This window comes from Desulfuromusa ferrireducens, assembly GCF_055389805.1.
In genome coordinates this window covers 3033293-3052706 of the sequence record NZ_AP042415.1, presented here as the reverse complement: position 1 = coordinate 3052706, position 19414 = coordinate 3033293, and the positions used below count along the sequence as shown (strand labels likewise).

The window sequence follows — 19414 nt, the reverse complement described above, 5'->3', positions numbered from 1 at the left end:
CAATACACTTTTGACTGATCGATAGTTTCGGGCTGAAATCACCCTCGATCGTTGTCCAACAAGTCGATACTTGTCGGAATAAAGTCGGCCAAAACTTACAATATTTGTTCGCATGAGGCAGTAAACTGACATGCATTGCCTCACTTTCTGATGCATTAAGCTTGCTTTTTAATCTCATGTGGAACTACTATTGCCTCATACTTTGATGCAATGGAGACCCTTTTATGCCTCAACATATCTGGCAACATCCGACCTGGCCGAGCTTCTCAATGGACTTTGAGCAACTTACCCCACAATTAGGCCGCTGCCGACACCTCCAAGGACAACTCTTCCAGCAGATAAAATCTCTTGGGCTTGATCTGGAACTCAAGACTCAACTGGAGTCCTTGACAAATGAGGCTGTCAAGACAGCAGAGATTGAGGGCGAGCTACTCAACCCAGATTCGGTTAGATCTTCTGTTGCAATTCGACTGGGCTTGCCGACTGGTGGTCTCCCGTCTGCCGCCAGGAATGTCGATGGGCTGGTTGATGTCCTTATTGATGCCACCACCGGAGACAGCAAATCCTTAACTGCAGAGCGACTGAAAGCCTGGCAGGCAGCTCTGTTCCCAACTGGGTATTCCGGCCTTTACAAGATCATCACTGGAGATTGGCGCACAGAACCTATGCAAATTGTTTCCGGTCGAATAGGGCGGGAAAAGGTTCACTACGAAGCTCCTCCCGCTGACCGGGTTGACAATGAGATGGAAGCCTTTTTGACATGGTGGCAGGAAAGTCACCCAGAACAAGGGAACGTTGATCCGATTCTTCGAGCCGGTATTGCGCATTATTGGTTTGTTGCGATCCATCCTTTTGATGATGGGAACGGTCGTATTGGCCGCGCACTGGCCGATATGGCGCTCGCGCAGGGCGAGGGAACAGCAAAGCGTTGCTACAGCCTCTCATCGATAATTATGCAGAGTAAAGACACTTATTATAACGTTTTGTCGCACACATCAAACGGTGAAGGTGATTTGACAAAGTGGTTGTCCTGGTTTCTAAGTTGCCACGAACATGCGATGCAGGAAGCTCAAACGACAATCAACAAAGTCATGGGAATCTCGCGCTTCTGGCAGAACGTTTCCCACCTTGATATGAATACTCGACAGAGGAAGGCCCTCAGCAAACTTCTTGAGGCGGGAGAAGACGGTTTTGAAGGCGGATTGACAGCGAAGAAGTACCAAGGCATGTCAAAAGGAAGTCGCGCAACCGTAACGCGGGACTTGGCTGATCTGGTCACAAAAGGAGTTCTGTCTATGGAAGGCGAACGCCGGACAACGAAATATAGACTGAACTGGGAATACACTAAAGAGGTTTTGGCTCGGGAAAAGCCCGCTTTGGAAGATAACCAGGACGAAGATTTATCCTTCAAGCCATAGGGGCGAAAAATTATCGGCTTAGCTCACCCCTTTAAACATGCGAATGGCTCATGATTACTAGATCATGGGCCATTCTTGCTTTGTTGCATTTAACAGATAGATTTTACTGAAAGTGGCGATTTACAGTAATTGATCGATTGGCCGACTTGCGGACCTATAATTTAATCCAGAACAACTTCCGGCACACTTTCGATTGATCGGGATTTTGGGGTAGAAGTCAACCTCAATGAGTGTCCAATTAGTCGATACTTGCAGGAATCAGGTCTGCCGGTCAAAACTTACTCGTTTTGCGGGTGGGGTCTGTAATTCCTGAAGATCGTTTCCGGAAGTAAAATTCTGATTTTTAACAAATCAAATCTGTGCAGCATTTCCTGAGGTAAAGCAGGCCCACCTTATCGGGCAACCTACACAAAGACACCGACCCGGATAAACACTAGCCGGTTCATATAGGTGTTGAAACCCAGCAACGGCAATGATTCCAAAATGTTGGCCGCTATGAGTCCAGACAGAAAAAGCCCTACAATCTCAATAAATTGCGGGGCTTTTTCTGTTTTTCAACACCTTTGTACACCGGCTAGCGTATAAACAGGTTGGGGCTTATTTTGTTCTGGAATAGGCGATAATTAAAACAGATCTTTAAATGGTTTTTCAAGCTGGCAAAGAGAGAGGAGGTCATCAGGCGGCAGGGGACGACTGAACAAAAAGCCTTGTCCTAACTTGCATCCTAACCGACACAGTAACTGTCTCTGCTCCTGCGTTTCTACTCCCTCAGCGACCACTTCAAGGTCCAAGCTTTTTGCAAGAGCCTGTATGGCCTCCACAATAGCAAAGTCGTATTGGTCTGTCAGGATCTCCATCACAAAGCCCTTGTCAATTTTTAGGGTTGTAATGGGGAGGTGCTTCAAGTGACTCAACGAAGAGTGTCCTTTACCGAAATCATCGATTGCCAACCAGACCCCCATCCCCTTCAGGGCGGCGAGGCGGGAAATAGTCTCGCTGGCGTTTTCCATGGCGATACTTTCCGTAATCTCCAACTCCAACCACTGTGGCGCAAGGCCCGTCTCATCCAGGATCTGGGAAACTAATGCCGGAAAGTCCTGCGTTTTAAATTGATGCATGGAAATGTTGACACTCATTCGAAGATGGGGACTCCCAGCCTCCCGTAACGTTCGAGCATAGACACATGCTGTACGGAGAACCCATGTCCCTATGGCAACGATAAGCCCTGCCTCTTCCGCTAACGGAATAAAGTCATTAGGAGGGATCATCCCCTTTCCCGGGTGTTGCCATCGCACAAGGGCTTCCAGGCCAATAATCCGACCAGAGGACATGTCTACCTGGGGTTGGTAGTGCATAACAAGTTGATCTTTTTCCAGTGCTAGTCGTAGATCATTTTCCAGCAGAAGAAGTTCGTGCGCCTGGGCATCCATTTTCTGGGAATAAAACTGAAAGCTGTTTCTTCCGCTTTCTTTTGCGGCATACATTGCTATATCAGCACGCTTCAGCATGCTTTCTAAATCATCGTCGCAAGATGTGTAGAGGCTGATGCCGATACTGGCCGAAACGTAGCAAAGATGGCCGCCAACGGAAAATGGCGGTCCAAGGCTGTTGATAATTTTTTGAGCAATGCGTGCAACCTGTTTGATTTCTGTAACATCTTCGATAGCAATGGTGAATTCGTCCCCACCAAACCGAGCAATCGTATCCACGGCTCTCGTAGACGTCTGTAACCGTTCGGCCACCGCCCGCAATAGTTGATCTCCGACCTGATGACCTAGAGTGTCGTTGACTTTTTTAAATAAATCGAGGTCAAGAAAAAGAAGTGCAACTTGGCTTCCGTTCCGCCCTGCCCTCGCCAGGGACCTGGTGAGGCGATCCTGAAAAAGGTTACGATTGGGAAGTCCTGTCAATGGATCGTGGTAGGCAAGTCGCTTTAGATGGGACTTCTTTTCTATTAGGTCCAGTTCGATTTGTTTGTAAGCGGTAACATCTGAAACTGTTCCCGCCATGCGAACAGGTTTCCCTCCATCGCCAAAGATCGTCTTGCCCTGAGAGTGGATATAGCGGACACCTTGGTCTGGACGCACGATGCGGTAATCCATTGCAAAAGGGCCTTCTTTATCGAGCGCCCGTTTCATCGCCACCTCAACGAGGCTATGGTCTTCTGGGTGGATGGAAGCCAAAAAGGACGCGTAGTTCCAATCGAAGACTTTATAATCAAGACTAAAAATCTTATAAAATTCATCAGAACAGGAACAGGTATCCGTGAGGATATCCCAGCTCCATATCCCAAGGTGGGCTATCTGTTGGGCCTCTTCAAGGAGGGCCTGGTTATCGCGCAGGCTCTCTTCCATCGTCCTGCGCTCGGAGATGTCGGTCCAACTACCAAAAATTTCGATGGGCAATCCGTCAGCTTTTGAAAGCCGTAACTCGTCGCGCATCCAGCGGTATGATCCGTCTTTATGCAGGAAACGGTATTCATGGACATGTTTGCCTGTTTTGAATAGCATCGAAAGACCTTCTAAGATCCTTACCTTGTCCTCTGGATGAACTTTGCTAGCCCAGAACCCTGAGTTCTCTGTGAATTCAGAAGGCTCGTACCCAAGTTGCTCTCTAATGTTTTCACTGACGAACGTGGCCCCAAAATCTCCATCTGAACGACAGGAGTAAATGACCGCTGGACTCATCGCCAAAAGCTTTTGCTGGCGGGAGCTGTCAATGGTCAACGAGACAGGGGTATCCAGATTATTGCCATAGTTTTTTAAATGTTCGACAGGCATAAAAATGAAAACCTCAGAGGGGGGGGGGATAGAAATGTTAATAATTTTTATATTATTGTCTCTGCTTTCGGGTATGTGAAGACCTTATCTGATAATTCCTGTGATTTTGACCCCATATAAAAAGGTCCGTCAAGAAATAATGACAGGCCGTATAATTGTTGTTCCTGAAGGTTTTCGCGCAGAGTGGTTGCTTTTATTCAGCGTTTCCTACCTATTCCAATAAAAAGCACATTCAGAGTTCCCTCGTCTGGAACCTTTGAATTTTCGACAGCGGGATTATCGAAACTTAGGAGTTGCGACTGGCAACCGGAGTGACCGGTAAGGGCTTTCGCCCCAATTTCAAATGTCGGGTCAAAATGGGTTTTCGTATATCTAAGGGATTTTTGCTGGGGTTTGACTGTCCGATAAATCACCTGTTTAAATACACAAAACGCCCACGGCTGCCTCATCGTGGGCGTTTCTTTGAATAGGGTACATATCAAACATGAACTTACTGGAAGTGGCGATATTCAGAACATACTCAATCTGGCCGACTTTCTGACCGTCAAAACAATACTGAACAACTTACAGCACACTTTCGGCGGGGCGAGGATTTCGGGTAGAAATTGGCTCCTCCTATGTCTGTTAAGTCGACACTTGTCGGACTCGGCCAGTCAAAACTTACCATATACGAGACGATGAAACGAAGTAGTCCCGGCGTAGGCTAGGGCCCTGTTTTGTTACAACTTTTGGGTAACTTGTTATGGCAACTTAGTATTCGTGTGCCGCACGGGATTGTCATTCTCGATTCATCTGGTAGGCTTTTTCGTAAAAAACGTTCAATGCATCAAAGATCCGGCATGGCATGCTAAGAGTGAAACGATTGAAAGGCCACGAGAATGAAAAAAACTTGTCTTGTTCTGGCTATATCAACAGCCTTGATGGCGCTACTAATTTCCTGTAGCACGACACCTATAAATATATCGCGATGGTATACACCTGAACAGGTCGCTATCGGCAAGCCTCTTTATGCAACTCACTGTGCAGGCTGCCATGGTGAGAATGGCGAAGGAGCTCCGAATTCTGACACTCCTTTGCCTAACGGCTCATATCCTCCGCAACCCTTGAATGGCTCCGGCCATTCCTGGCATCATTCATTGACCGATCAGGAAGAGACCATTGAGATGGGTGGTAGGCATCCCGGAGCAACTATGCCCGGTTTTGCAGAGGTGTTAACCCATGAAGAGCGAAAAGCGGTGATTGCCGCATTTCAAAGCTTCTGGGGCGATCAAACTTACAGGGAATGGTTAGGGCGTGGTGGGGTTGACTAAGAACGGTTGATAAGCTTCGCGTAAAATGAATGTTTTTTTTCCTCAAGACTTACTATATATGAGACAGAAGAGCCTTATGACTACACCCAGCCGACATAATCGGCTGAGGCTAAATTTGTTCTGGGAATAGTGAATAGTAATTGTCGCTAGCGTTAAGAAACCTGCCCCCATCTTGCAGTCAATTCTCCAGACTCTACGGGCCGTCCAAAAAAATAACCCTGGCCTTGTGAACAACCTTGGGAGCGCAAGAAATTGAGCTGAGCATCAGTCTCTATCCCTTCTGCAATCGTCTCCAAATTCATACTTTTTGCCAAAGCGATAGCTGCTATGGCGATTGCCATATCGTTTCCATCATTGGGGATGTCACGCACAAAAGCACGATCAATTTTAAGCTTTGAAATGGGAAACTGTTTCAGATACGCCAATGAGGAATAGCCAGATCCAAAATCGTCGATTGCCAATGTGATGCCCATATCAGCGAGCTTCTGCATGGTGATGATGGCCGTGTCAACATCATCCATCACCATGCTTTCGGTGATTTCTAACTCCAGATTCTGGGGCTTCATCCCGGTTTTTCGCAATACGCAAGACACCGTAGCAACTAAATTCCCCTGCCGGAACTGGCGCGGCGAGAGATTGACAGCCATTCGAAAAATCGGCAAGCCTTGTTCTTGCCATTTCATATATTGCAGGCAGGCGGTTTTAAGAACCCACTCCCCCATCGCAACGATCAGGCAAAAGCTGAAAAATGCGCTCTTGAACTTAGATGGGAATCCTGAAGGCAGACTGGCCCTGGAAAAAATGAAAACTGTGAAGTTCATCGAAACAACGGTCGATGATTACCAGACTGTCCTCACGTTGACAGACAAGGCGGGAATTGATCTCGGGCGCTATGAATACCGGAACGAATGAACTCCTGTTCTTTTCCTTGAGCGCAAAGGCGGGATGATTAATTGATATTCCCAAGCCGGGGGATAAGAAAAGTCAGCGAGCCTTTTCTTTCTTCAACAGAGTAAGAATTTTCTATTTCCGCCAACGCATCCTCCTTCGGCACAGTTGTGTGGGTGCGCCTATCGCTCTCATACCGAAAAGCGATTTTCTCCTCTTGAGGGAAGGACCAGAATCGGTAGCCAGAGCCTTGGCTCGACATAGCCAAATAAATAGAAAAATTATCGCCGAGCGACTCGCTCATATAGTCGGAATCGAAGAGGTATTCACCATCGTCAAAGTCTTTGATCGATTGAGGCCAGCGGCGATACACAGAATGATAAGCCTCAACGACGTTACGAATACTCTCCGTTTCAGCATGGACTGCCTGGCGCAACACCCCTTCGTTTTTCTTCTGTATTTTGGCCAACTGTTCATGGGCTTGTTGGGCTGGCGTTGTTCCTGGGGAGTTGTCTAACAATCCTTGGTTGAACGTCTTAGCGTTGTCAATGCGGCCGGCCTGCTCAGTTCGATAGGCTGCGTCGAATTTTTCTTTAGCTTTTTCTTCGCTGTTACTGCAGCCCGTAAGGCCTACGAGCAAAGTCAGGACGATAAATATGGAGATGTCTTTATGCATGGGCCTCCATTGTGCTGTAGATCGCTTCAATAGATTTTTCATCACTCACCGTGACAAGCCCCATGTGGCAATCGCTCGGCAGAATCAGTTCCAACAACCATAGGTATAAATCTTTTTTCTCTGCAGACTTTTTCCCGCATTGAAATAAGCCTTACTAAGCAAATTTCCGTAGAGATCGTACCGCTCCTCAACGATTTCATAGGTCTGGCCGTTATCCTTTTTCTCTTTAACCAGCCTGTTCCCAGTATAGTGGTAACTGATCACAGCAAACAGCTGATTCGATGTGACATCAATCATGGCCTCTTCGGTAATCCTGCCGTCAGTTCCCGGGGTATAGCTGATTCGGCGGTCCGCCTGGCCGTCACAGTCGGAATCCCGGTTCTGCTCAACCATCAGCCCTTCCGCATTATAAATATAGGAGACGGCCCGATCACAGTTGCCATCGTGATTTCGGTCGAAACTCTCTTTGACCATGCGTCCTAGGCGATCATACTCAATCTGCTTTTCTTTTTGGCCGTTGATGCTCACAGTGGCCTTGCCGGCCAGATCGTAGCTGTAGAATTCTGTCCTATCGATGGTTCCGTCGTTTCCCCGATCAGTTGACACCTGCTGTAGCCGACCACCGGCATAACGGTAAACAGTCTTCTCTTCGATGGTCCCGTCATTGCCACGATCATATTCCTGCGACTGGAGTTTACCTCCTTTCAAATAGGTAAAATCGAACCTGGCATCGATAATTTCATCGCCATCGTGATCTTCGCCGATCTGGCAAGGTCCGGCAACCTTCTCAAGCATCGGCTTGAATTCTGGCTCAAAGGCGATCTTTTTGGCGCACCCCGAAGCCATTACGCCAACCACAATCCATAGCAGGATTAATCTCTGCACGTCCCCCTCCTACTGTCCCGGGGCCAGCTTATGCCAGCCGGTATCGCGATTTTGCACCGCCGTTCCCCAGGTTTCCTTGCGGTGGCAGTTCATCGCCGCGACTTGTCCCCAGGAACTGGTCGCCTTGGGGCCGATATTCAGTCCGTTATAGGATTTGGACCAGGTTCCTGCCGAGGTGTCCAGGCAGTTGGTGATCAGCAGGGCCGGCAGCCCCGTGGCATGTGGGCTGTGGCACTTGGAGCAGGTGAAACTATGGGCCCGAGCGTTCAGACCACTGGCCTTGCTGCCGTCGGTGCCGACCGCCGCCATGTCGGTGGACAATGTGCTGCCGTTGAACCAGGCGGTGAACTGACCATTGGCCCCTTGAGTGAAACTGCCGACTGTGCCGCCATAGAAGCCTAAGTTCTTCGGTGGGTGGTTAGTATTGGTGCGGCCAGCCCCATCATAAGCATCGAAGAAGGGGCCATTCTTTACCAAATAACCGTCGAAGATCGCGATCCCGAAATCGCCACTGTAATCGAGAGTGCCCTGCATCGCCATGTGCATGCCGCTGGACGTTCCTCCGATGAAACCGTCGAAGATGTTGCGCCGGTTGGCACCGGTGCCGCCCAGTGCCGCGTTGCTGTGCCCGTTTGACATCGAATCACGCCACATGGAAGAGCCGTAGAAATCCATGCCGTCGATATCGCTGCCGTGACAGAGGATGCAGATGCCGGCGGTTTCGGCCAGAGTCATATCCGCACCGGTTGGGGTGTTGCCGACCCGGGTCGGCCAGCCGCTGTTCTGATCGATGAAGTAGCCGCCCTTTTCCTGAGTGGTGGTGGTGAAAAGGCGCGGCACCGCGACCTGTTGAGCGACACCACCGTTAGCGGAGAAGCGGTTGCCCTTGTTATCAGGTCCACCGGTGGTCGCGTAGTTGTAGGTGCTCAGCGGTGGAGCATCGGGGCCGTAGGGGTCCCCCATCCAACTACCGCGCAGGTAAGGGCGGCCGGAACTGCTGTCGCCAACCGCCTGATTCAGATCGTGTAGGTCGTGACAGTAGCTGCAGCGGATCTGGTTGCGAGCTTCCTGGGTGGCGGCCACCACATTGCCATTGGCATCGACGGCCGTTGAAACACTGGAGATGCCAACGGCATTGACATTGGCGGTATGCACCGAGGTGATCTGGCGGCTTAGCGCTGCGGAAGTTGAATAGTAGTCCTTGCGCCAGTAGCCATCGCCGGTCTGGGTGATCCAAGCAGAACTCGCAGTAGTGTGTGCCGATGTGGTGTATGGGGTACCGAAGTTGTGCGAGGAACCACTCCAGCCATTATCTGGAAAGGCCCCGTTGGTGTCCGCGTTGAAGCCCCACTCATTGATGGTTTCATCGACACCGTGACAACTCCAGCAGGCATCAGCTTCATCCGTACCGAGGCTCCCTTTGAGATAGATACCACCATGATCCGTGCCCGTATAGTTAATGCCGAGCTGGGTGCGCATGTTGGTCGTTTCGATTGCACCGGTGCCGGGATTGTCCCAGCTGGTGGCTGGTAGGTCGATTTTAATCGCGGTCACATCATAGTGCTTAGTATGGCAGCCCAAACAACGGGTCTTCCAGGTGGCTGCCGTAGTCGGCAGTATTTGACCGGTAGTCTCCTTCAGGTGACTGCCCGAGGGCGTAACGAAAGGATCGGTGATCACTATCGGGCCTGCTTTACCAGCGTAAGCGTTGCTGTGGCAGTCAGTGCAGGAATCGGTTATCCCATCCGTCCAGTTAAGCAGCCCGCCCCAGGTTCCATCCTTGTGACAGATGATCGCACAGGTATCTGCCGTGTTGCCACGTCCGCCGACATCGGTGAAGTTTACGCCCGAATTCAGATCGCCGGCGAAGTTGGTAACATTGTTGAAATGGCCCGTGTGCGTACCAGTGGTTGCGCCGCTGCCGTGGCAACTGTCGCAGGTAATATAAGTATCGCTGGCCGCGATATGCAGGGCATGTGAACCGGTCGCAGGTGCCGCGTTATCGACCGCACCATCGTTGATGCCGTTGTTGTGGCAAGTCGTGCAGGTCGCCGGAGTTGCACTGTTCCAGGTGGGTGTTGGCATGTTCCAATGACAGGCGGTGTTCAGGCAGGTGGCATAAGAGACACTTGGTGCCCGAGCGGCAGTAGCAGCCTGGGTTGTATTGCCATTGTACGACGCGGCTCCGCCACTGCGATAATCTGCGGCCAAAGTGCTGACATCATAACGGACCACGCCGTCAACATGCCCGGACGGTGCAGCGACACCACTGGTATAACCAACACCATGGCAATCACTACAGGGCAGGTTCCGTCCAGCGGAACCTGCATGAGTAGCATGACTGATCCCAGACGCGGGACTGACCGGTGGACTCGCTGCGGTTGCGCCATGGCAGTCGCCACAGTCGCCTGTCGCAGCCTGATTCCAGACCGGCAGCTGGGCTTGGCCGATGGTATTGCCATGGCAATAGAGGTTATTGCAGCTCAGGGTGTCATCACCCGCTACACCGTTATAAGTCACAGCCAACTGGCCGCCATAAGTTGCTCCCACTTCGGGAGCGCCACCGCCAAATAGCAAAAAACCGCTATTGATATCGCCGCCGTCGTCCGACTTGGGCATTTCATTGACGTTAAGATAGCCGTAATGGCAGGTACTACAATCGTTGATTCCTTGATTTGTAACATGCTCTGCGTGAGCCCCAGCGGTTGTCGAACCGGTCCCGGTCCCGGCATTGGCAGTATTATCGAGGCCATCCGGGCCACCAGCTGTGGCATTGATCGGTGGGTTGCCGTGACAGGAGTCGCAGGTTGCCTTGAACCCGCCATCGTGTTGGTGGCACCGAATACAGTCACCCACGTTGTAATGATTCAGACCACCACTTTGCCCGCTGGTATCGTAGCGGTGGTATTTGGTCTGGCTGTGGCAGACTTCGCAAATTCTGTTCGACGTGGCATGCCCCCCACTATCGTTCCCCATGTCTGCCGAGCCGTCAACGGTGGAAAGGAAGCTAACTGAAACGCTTGGGGTCCCGGAGCTGCCCCAATTGCTGGCATCGGGAGTAGAAATCGAGGTTTGGACCATCTTGATATTCGAGGAGCCTTTGATGTGACAGGTAGAGCAATCGATCACACCGTACTGTCCCCCAGCTTGTCCCCAGTTTCCGCCCCATTTTGTCGAACCCGTATTGTCTGAATTGTGCAACAGGGTTGAAGCGTACACATTTCGACCACTGAAAAGTATTAGCAGTAATAAGATGACCAGCGTTGCCCGTACCATAACATTCTCCTCACTAAAGGATTCCTGACTGCGATCCTAGTATTGGACAGTGCCAATGTCAAGCAAGACAGTGTCAATTCATTAAGGGGAGGTACAAACACTTAACCACTAATACCTTTTGTTGGAATGCTGAACCCTTCTGAAAATGGAAAATATGCTCTTTAAAAGGTAGGACCCATTCACAAAAGTTAGCAGTTGTGCCAGGCGAACGGAGCGACCGGCAAGTCCCTTCGGTTAGTTTCACAAATATCCTGCCGATGTTCAGCGACAATGGATTTCCATATATCCATAAGAATTTTGACACGGGCCGGATGTCTGATAAGTCACTGCTTTAAACACGCGAAAACCGCACTGATACCAGATCGTGCGGTTTTCTTGGTTTTCGGCATTAATCAGACACTTTTTACTGGAACCCGCGATATTCAATGAATGGCCGACCTGGCCAGTTCTCCTGGATTGGGTCTTTTGTTGTTTAGTGGTCGATAGGCTTTCCACCGTATAATGATTCTCTGACATTGACTGGTTGTGGTGGGAGGGATGTAGCTTTTTTGTGCTGTAGGGGGACATTTCCTGATGACAATATATCTGCCATCAAAGTGATCTGTAGTCTCTTTTCTACAGCGTTATCTCTTATTATTTTTGACCACAAATTCATACATGTAACCTCTTGAGAGGGACTTCTAAGTCTACTCAAGATCCTCAAGATGACCATGGTTTACAATATTAAATAACACTGAACATAAAAAAGCTCAGAACAGCGCAGAGGGGGGCTCGGTTTGCAGTATTTAGCGGTCATCTTTTACTGGAAGTGGCGGTTTTCAGTAATTTCTGATCCCCCGATTTTCAGACCATAAAACAATCCGAGACAACTTCCAAGACGGCTTGGGCAGTGCAGGGAATTGTTGCCAATCTGCCCTTGTTCAGTGTTTTGAAATACGGCATTTGTAAGAATCTGAGCATGGGTGTCGGGTCTGAAGCCCGAGGACTTACCTACCAAGACTCCCGCGCAATTTACACAAAGGATTCTACAGGCTCGGTTGCAGCCTACCTCAGGGGCTGCAGAGAATGCTCCCGTTACCTGGTCAACTCTCCGCCCCCCCCTTCCCCCCCAGGCCTTTCCCTATTCCGGATGGCCATTGGGACATAGGAGAAGCAGTCGGTTCCTGTTTCCGCAGGGCAAAATACTCCTGGGGTGTATTGATGTTGCGAAAGGAACGTCCTTCCGGATCCAGCGAAGCCAACTCTTCCTGAGGGACTTTGTGGATCCGGACGTCCGGGAAGAAGCTAACGATCCTACGCTGCCCCGAAGCGAGGGCCTTTTCCATCGCAGGTAGGCAGCGTCTGTGATACAGGGCATGCAACGGTTCCAGGCCCGCCGCGCTTTCGGGGATCACCACATCGCCGAGGACGGCCTTCCGGCACAGATTCCGGATCACCCCGGAGGACAGAAAGGGCATATCGCAGGCGACGACGAAGGTCCGGTCAAGCCGGGCATGGTAGAGCCCGGAATGAATCCCGGCCAGAGCGCACTGAGCTTTGAAAATGTCCGAGACATTTCGGCAGGGGAGATCCTGGTAGAGGGAGGGCGAGTTGGTGACCAGAATGACCTCATCGAAAAGTGAAGCCATCTGCTGATAGATATGCTCGATAAAGAGGCCCCCGTCAAGCGGCAGAAGCGATTTGTCGCTGCCCATGCGTCTTGATTCACCTCCAGCGAGGATGACCCCCGTCACTCCTGGAATCTTTTCAGTCTCCGGGGCAGTGGCAATGCGCTCAGGGTGGGTGTAGACTTCGAAAGATTCCCCGCGCACATAACCGACCAAGGTGATGCCGGCCGCCTCGCTCATTCTGACTGCCATATCGGTGGGGGAAGTGCGAGAGGCGATCAGGGCGATCCCAAGACGAGCCGCCTTGCCTACCATTTCGGTGGAAATCCGCCCTGAGGTCACCAGGAGCTTGCCCCGCAAGTCAATGCTACGGAACAGGGCTTCCCCGGCGATGCGGTCAAAGGTGTTGTGGCGGCCGAGATCCTCGGCATAAAGGAGCAGGCCACCTCCATCGCCGACGGCGGCGGAGTGGATACCCCCGTGCGCCCGATAATTTTCCGCCCGCTGGGCCAATGCTTTCATCAGGCCGAAAATGGCTGAGAGTGGATAGCGGGGGGAAATTGGCCCCTCTTCCCTTCTGGGGAGGTTTCCCGGGAGGTTGAAGGCAATCCCCGTTCCGCAGCCGGAGGTCAGGGTCGGGCTGAGCCGCTCAGGGATCTCCTTTTTTATCTGGACCTTGGCCGCTCCAGATTCTTCACAGGCACCAATCACAAGAAAGTCGTCAAGGGTTTCGACAAACCCGTGGGTCCGGAAAAAACCGGCCACCAGAAAATTCAGCTGGTGCGGCGAACCGACCAGGGTCGCCAGTTCATGACCGTTGACGAAGAGCGTGAGTGGAAACTCCTGGACCACCTCCCGTTCCACAGGACGCAACCTCCCGTTTTCCAAACGGAGAATTTTGCGGCTATTGTTTCTCTCCATGCCGTCTCCAAGGGTATTGTTAAGGCCGTTCAAATACCTGCCGCAGGTCCTATTCCATCTCGGTTTTGGTAAAAAATCTTCTCAAGGCACGTCATTTCGGTGACTTCCGTGACTCTCGCGACGATTCAGAAAACATTCTCGGCTCCCGTCATCCTTGAGTGGATCGGGCGGAAACGCTCCTGCAATCGGTATTTCTACGAATTTCGAGTTCGTTTGACACCGAGCAACTGAACATGCCGCATAGCGCAAAGTTGGTTTCAGGGACCCGGAGCCCCTACACCGCACGGCCTTCATCCTCGCTGCTAGCCAGCGAGGATGTCCACGGTCCGCGCCGTCTAGAAATTGTACTGGGCGCTCAGGATCAGCTGAGCGGCGTCGTTGTCGCCGCCGCCCGCGATGTCGGACTCGAAGGTCGCGACCTCGGCACCGAACAAGATCGGTTTGCCACCGGGCACCGCGGTCTTGAACTTGTACTGACCGCCGGCGAAGGACATCCAGGAATCCTCTATACTGCCGCTTTGGATGTCGTCCGGGTTCTCGAAGGCACCGCCGATCCACCAGTTGAAGTCGGCTCCCGAGTAGACGAGTTCGGTCCAACCCGAGACGACTTCCTGCTCTTCCCCTGTCACCTTGTTGACCTTCGCACGGCTCATGAAGACACCCAGGTTCTCTCCGGTGGCCAACTCGCCTTTGAGGGAGAAGCTGGAAGCGATGGGCACCACCCAGTCGGCGCTGACGCCCCAGATGTCCGAATCAACGCTCGAAACCGTCGTCTCGTCCCTGCCCCAGTTCCCGGAGATGCCGAACTTGGCACCGCTGTACTCGAGCCCGACCCGGCCTTCCAACAGCGGAAAGTCGGTGTCGGACGTACTGCCACTGGTGCTGGGATCATTAATGCTCGCCGCGAATTCCCATCCCGAACTTTTGTATGCGTAGCGGGCCTGAGCGCGCCGGGCACCCAGGTTGCCGGTCTGCCACAGGTTGCCGTTGGTCATCAACGTGGTTGGGTTCAACGGCGAGAAGATGTCCCAGTGCTGGCCGAACAACCAGGTCGAGGTCTCATTGGACAAAGTGAACGCGATCAGCCGGGTACGGAAATCCATATTGTTGTTCGTCGAGCCGTCGAACAGGTCGAACTCGAGCACGCCTGCCGCCTTGTATCCGTGGACCATCTCCGGCCCGGCCCATTTGAGACCGAAGCGGCTGTGCATGGCCGTGAAGTTGGTCCCTTCGGCGCCGTCGCCGGTGGCGAATCTCGGCGCCACCTTGCTGTTCATGTCGTCGCCCTGATAGGTTGCGTCCAGCTTGATCCAGCCGTAAATGCTCAACTGGTGGGTTTCACCCTTTAAGACGTTGATCTCGGCCCAGGACGCACTGACCAGTCCCAAAAGAAGCGCCGCGAGCGTGAAAGATACGAGCTGTAGTTGCTTCATAATCCGATCCTCCCTTAGTGAAAATGGCTTTAAGGGGTAGCGCCTACGGTGCTTGAGATATCCCCTTCCCGCCGCTAACTGGCCGGAAAACAGCCTGTCATCCCAGACACAAGAACACTCTAATAGGTTGATAGGTCTTTACTCCCTGGCAAATCTAAAATCTCGCAAAAAATAGAGAGTAACCATATCCGAAAAGACAAATTTTCGAGCTGACCTACCCCTGGAGCCTTTTGCCTTTGGCAAAACCTTCTTTTTGCGCCAACAGATCAAGGTGCATGGTGTTGAGATCCTCGACATCCATCGGCAGACCTTCGCCGAGTTCGCGACTGTCGACCACCTTGAGGTAGCAGGAGCACTTGCGACAGATGTCGACCCGGTAGCCGGTTTCCCCCTCGGCGGTGAAATATTCCAGGCTGTCGGTCTCTTGATTGCCGCAGTAGCTGCACTTGAGACGGGTCACGTCCCAGCCGGTGGCACAGATCGAACAGTGCAGTCGTTTCTGCCCTTCTTCGCCGACCAGTTCACCCATTGCCGGAATACCGCCGCAGACCGGGCAATAACCTTCCTGCCAGCCATCAAATAGTGGTTTGGCCAAATTTTCCTGCCATTGCTGCAGGCCGAAGGCAAGAGTGGTAGAGCAGACATACTCAAGCAGGGCAGAAGGGATCTCCAGTCTGCTGGCAACCTCTTCAAGCGGAGCACGATCTTTTTCCAGACAGGCGATCAGTAGTTTGTCAATCGCGATGGTTTTTAAGTCGAGGGCTTGCCGAACCAGATGCAACTCCGCTCCGCCCTGCTGGCCGAGATCGATCAGATTGTCGATCAGTAAACTGACAAACTGACTGGCTTCGCACTCATCTATCTGCAGAGCATCACGACTGAGCAGCGGGAAGCCCGCCTGCCGACGCTGCTCCCAACTCTCCAGATCGGGACTGCATTTAAGCCAGGTGACTTTTTTGCCCTGCAGAAATTTACAGAGACCGGTATAGAAATGGTAAACCTCGACATACTGGGGACGCAGCTTGCTTAACTCTTCCAGGCGCAGCAGTTTTTCGCTAAGCAGATTCACAGATCTTCCTCCCTTTCATTCAATAGCCGGGCGGGCGGGGCGCCCGGATCGACTCATAGGTTCCTGTCAAACTCAGTAAAAAAGCTTCCAGTGCGTGCTTTTCCTCGACCTTCAGGCCGAGAGGCTTGAGCAGGGTGGACTTGTTCGGATCGGTTCCACCTCCTTGATTGAAAAATTCGATGACCTCGGCCAACGTTGCCAGGCTGCCATTATGCATATAGGGGGCGGTCTGCTCTATTTGACGCAATGGCGGCGTACGGAAAGCGCCCATATCTTGCCGCCGGTGACTGATCACATAATAGCCGGGGTCGCGATCCATCGGCGGCAGACCCATTTCGCCGAGAAAGAAGTTGCGACTGGTGCGATGCTGCGGATCATTGATCAGTTCCGGCAACTCAGCGACTCCAAGGTTGTAATACTTCTGATCGGTCAACAATGCACCAGTATGACACTGGCTGCAGCCGCCCCGCTCACCGAAGAAAATTTCGGCCCCCTGCAAAGCCTGGGTGGAGAGCGCCTGCCGTTTGCCGGCCAGATAACTATCGAAGGGAGAGTTGAGCATCAGCAGGGTCTGCTGAAAGCTTGCCAGAGAGCCGACAATCCGATCGACCGAGACTCCGCCGCCCCATGTGTTCTGAAACAGCTGTTGATACTCCGGGATCTCGCGTAGCTTGGCGACCAAAAATTGCGGGTTGATATTCATTTCAAAAGAGGAATGGATCGGACCCAAGGCCTGGGCTTCGAGACTGCGGCTACGACCATCCCAGAAGAAGATATCTAAATAAGCAACGTTAAGCAGGCTGCTGGTATGTCGCCAGTGCTTGTTGGTCGGATAGGCGGAAGAAATCTTCTGCCCGTCGGCAAAGGCTTCGTTCGGAATATGACAGACAGCGCAGCTGACGGTGCCGTCCCCCGACAGACGACGATCGAAAAACAGCGCCTTACCCAGCTCAACCTTAGACTGATCAGGCTGTTCCAAAGTCGCTAGCGGCTGTAAATCCGGCCATTCATGCGCGGCTGCCGAACCGCTGAAACAGAGTCCGCAGAAAATTAAAAGGCCACATAAAGATTGGGAAATTATGTTCATCATTCCCCCTTGTCCTGTTCCGCCAGCGCCTGATCGATCAACTGACGAAACTTCTCGATCGGCCGCTCACCAACCAGCAGGCGGCCGTTAACAACAAAGCTCGGCGTTTGATAAAGATCGAGCTTGCGTGCCAACTGGACATCCTTTTCCACCCGGGGCCGATGCTGTTCACTGTCGAGCTCGCGGGTAAAACGGGGCACATCAAGTTTCAGCTGCCGGGCGTAGCCGATCAGGTCATCGCGGGTCAGCCGTTTCTGATCCATCATCAGATCAAAATATTCCCAGAATTTCCCCTGCACCCGAGCCGCTTCTGCGGCCTGGGCCGCCAAATAAGAATAATCCCGGTAACGATAGGGATAGTGCTTGATAACGAGCCGCACCTTACCCCGATATTCCTGAAGAAGCTGCTCGACGGTCGGACCGGCCGCCTGACAATAGGGTCATTGAAAATCGATAAATTCGACCATGGTGACCGGTGCAACGGCTGGGCCACGGACCGGGGCATCGCCGAGCGGCACCTCAAGCAACGGTTTCTCAGCGGCACCGACTGGCGAAGCCAACAAGCTAAACATCAAGATGAGCAGCAGACGCATCATTCACCCTCAGTTTATTCGCGGATTGGAGCCCGCAGCCGGCACGCAAAGAACAGTCCGGCTACGGGGTGCCCAATGCTCTAATCTTTGCCAATCACTTCCCGGTACCACTTGATGGCATGTTTTTTCGCCCAGGCGGATCTTACCCGGCCCCACAGCATCCCCTCTACTGTGCCGGGGTTGCCAATGGAACCAAGATAGATGTGCACAATAATTGCCATCATGAACAGGACGAAAAACAGACCGTGCAACATAAGCGAAAACTGGGCAAGGGTCCGCGCATAAGCGACCGGGTTCCAGATCACCAGGCCGGTGAAACCCATCACCAGGGTGCCGACAAAAGAAAAAATCCCGAAAAGTTTTTGTCCGGCGTTGTATTTGCCTTGTGGAAGATGCGGTTTTTTCCGCGAAAAATAGCCTCCGAGGGCAGCGAACCATTTGCTGTCGTCGCTATCGAAGCGACAGACTTCCCGGACATTGCCCAGAAAAAGCAGCACCGAGGAACTGAGAAAGATGACCCCAGCCCACTTGTGAAAAATGATTCCGCGCTCAGGCCCACCGAAGAAGTCGAAATAGTTAAAGAAAGCATGGGCGAACAAGCCGAGCCCGGAAAACAGCAGAACAAAGAATGAGCCGGCGACTGTCCAGTGCAACACCCGCTGTAGGGCATTATAACGATGTATATACTGGGTCATAATCACTCACCTCCCTCGTCCTGATATTCCTCTTCTTCCAACTGCTCGGGACCTATGGTCACGTAATGCAGCAGGGTAGCGCTAACGGCGCCCCAGAAGCCGAGAATACCGAGCGGCTTGATGACATCCTTCCAGAGGAAGATCGAGGTCGGAATCGCCGGATCAGCCGCGAGATTATAATCCTCCGGTCGGTTATCGAGCAGATACATGGCACCCAGACCACTGAGAGCTTTTTCCCCGTAAATGGGTCGCCCGGTTGCTTTGCCTTTGGCGATCAACTGGTCACGGTCGCCGAACTGCAAGGTTCCGGTCGGGCAAGCCTTGACGCAGGCCGGTTGCAGACCATTAGCGACCCGGTCGATACAACCGTGGCACTTGGTGATCTTTTTATCGCTGTTGTAGCGGGGCACATCGAAGGGACAGCCATTGACGCAGTAATTGCAACTGATGCACTTGTCCTGGTCAAAACCGACCAGGCCTTCTTCGGTGCGGTAGAGCGCGCCAACTGAGGGGCACACCTTCAGGCAGCCTGCTTCACCGCAGTGCAGGCAGCGCTTATTCAGGAACAGCCATTTAAATTCGCCGCTCTCTTCGGTTTCGACAAACTCGATCTTGTTGTACAGATGTGGGGTCAGCTGCGGCGGATTCTCGTAGCTGCCGCGATTCACCGACGCCTCGGCCGGAAGTTTATTCCACTGTTTGCAGGCCACCTGGCAACTCCGACAGGCGGTGCAGCGACTGGTATCGATCATAAATGCTTTACGTGCCATCGCTCA

The 19414-nt window shown here is 52.3% G+C and carries 14 protein-coding genes and 1 pseudogene; 2 read left to right on the top strand and 13 right to left on the bottom strand.

Annotated features, from left to right (window positions below; all coding sequences use genetic code 11):
• Window positions 1-224 precede the first annotated feature (224 nt).
• Window positions 225-1418, top strand: coding sequence for a Fic family protein (locus tag ACZ5PT_RS13685; protein ID WP_464263592.1), 1194 nt, complete (start codon window positions 225-227; stop codon window positions 1416-1418).
• A 623-nt stretch (window positions 1419-2041) separates the two neighbouring features.
• Here the strand turns inward: ACZ5PT_RS13685 and ACZ5PT_RS13680 are convergent.
• Window positions 2042-4198: a bifunctional diguanylate cyclase/phosphodiesterase gene (locus tag ACZ5PT_RS13680; RefSeq protein ID WP_464263591.1), complete on the bottom strand. Its 2157-nt coding sequence runs from the start codon at window positions 4196-4198 to the stop codon at window positions 2042-2044.
• Window positions 4199-5076: 878 nt separating this feature from the next.
• On the opposite strand from ACZ5PT_RS13680, the gene ACZ5PT_RS13675 reads away from it, so the two are divergent.
• The gene (locus tag ACZ5PT_RS13675; protein ID WP_464263590.1) at window positions 5077-5508 is read left to right on the top strand and encodes a c-type cytochrome; all 432 of its coding nucleotides are present in this window, start codon (window positions 5077-5079) and stop codon (window positions 5506-5508) included.
• Window positions 5509-5660: 152 nt separating this feature from the next.
• Here ACZ5PT_RS13675 and ACZ5PT_RS13670 read toward each other — a convergent pair whose 3' ends face one another.
• From ACZ5PT_RS13670 to ACZ5PT_RS13615, 12 genes and pseudogenes are all read right to left on the bottom strand, one after another.
• Complete coding sequence (locus ACZ5PT_RS13670; protein WP_464263589.1) at window positions 5661-6329, bottom strand: EAL domain-containing protein; 669 nt, start codon at window positions 6327-6329, stop codon at window positions 5661-5663.
• Between the two features lie 128 nt (window positions 6330-6457).
• Window positions 6458-7072, bottom strand: a complete 615-nt coding sequence (locus ACZ5PT_RS13665) for a hypothetical protein (RefSeq protein WP_464263588.1) — start codon at window positions 7070-7072, stop codon at window positions 6458-6460.
• 84 nt (window positions 7073-7156) lie between these two features.
• Complete coding sequence (locus tag ACZ5PT_RS13660) at window positions 7157-7957, bottom strand: hypothetical protein (RefSeq protein ID WP_464263587.1); 801 nt, start codon at window positions 7955-7957, stop codon at window positions 7157-7159.
• 9 nt (window positions 7958-7966) lie between these two features.
• Entirely contained in the window at window positions 7967-11233 is a 3267-nt protein-coding gene (locus tag ACZ5PT_RS13655; protein WP_464263586.1) for a CxxxxCH/CxxCH domain c-type cytochrome, read from the bottom strand.
• A gap of 1082 nt (window positions 11234-12315) precedes the next feature.
• Complete coding sequence (gene fdhD, locus ACZ5PT_RS13650; protein WP_464263585.1) at window positions 12316-13761, bottom strand: formate dehydrogenase accessory sulfurtransferase FdhD; 1446 nt, start codon at window positions 13759-13761, stop codon at window positions 12316-12318.
• 335 nt (window positions 13762-14096) lie between these two features.
• The gene (locus ACZ5PT_RS13645) at window positions 14097-15194 is read right to left on the bottom strand and encodes a hypothetical protein (RefSeq protein ID WP_464263584.1); all 1098 of its coding nucleotides are present in this window, start codon (window positions 15192-15194) and stop codon (window positions 14097-14099) included.
• A 214-nt stretch (window positions 15195-15408) separates the two neighbouring features.
• Window positions 15409-16263, bottom strand: a complete 855-nt coding sequence (locus ACZ5PT_RS13640; RefSeq protein WP_464263583.1) for a formate dehydrogenase accessory protein FdhE — start codon at window positions 16261-16263, stop codon at window positions 15409-15411.
• A gap of 19 nt (window positions 16264-16282) precedes the next feature.
• Window positions 16283-17353, bottom strand: a complete 1071-nt coding sequence (locus ACZ5PT_RS13635; RefSeq protein ID WP_464263582.1) for a cytochrome-c peroxidase — start codon at window positions 17351-17353, stop codon at window positions 16283-16285.
• Window positions 17350-17778 (bottom strand): annotated as a pseudogene (locus ACZ5PT_RS13630) (DsbA family protein); the annotation flags it as partial. The gene ACZ5PT_RS13635 and the pseudogene ACZ5PT_RS13630, both read right to left, overlap by 4 nt.
• Window positions 17779-17790: 12 nt before the next feature.
• A complete protein-coding gene (locus ACZ5PT_RS13625) occupies window positions 17791-17946 on the bottom strand; it encodes a hypothetical protein (protein ID WP_464263581.1) in 156 nt (51 codons plus the stop codon).
• A gap of 77 nt (window positions 17947-18023) precedes the next feature.
• Window positions 18024-18638 carry a formate dehydrogenase subunit gamma gene (locus ACZ5PT_RS13620; protein ID WP_464263580.1) on the bottom strand — a complete coding sequence of 205 codons (615 nt, stop codon included), beginning with the start codon at window positions 18636-18638 and terminating at the stop codon, window positions 18024-18026.
• 2 nt (window positions 18639-18640) lie between these two features.
• Window positions 18641-19408 (bottom strand): 4Fe-4S dicluster domain-containing protein, encoded by a 768-nt coding sequence (locus ACZ5PT_RS13615; RefSeq protein WP_464263579.1) that lies wholly within the window; start codon window positions 19406-19408, stop codon window positions 18641-18643.
• Between the last annotated feature and the right edge of the window lie 6 nt (window positions 19409-19414).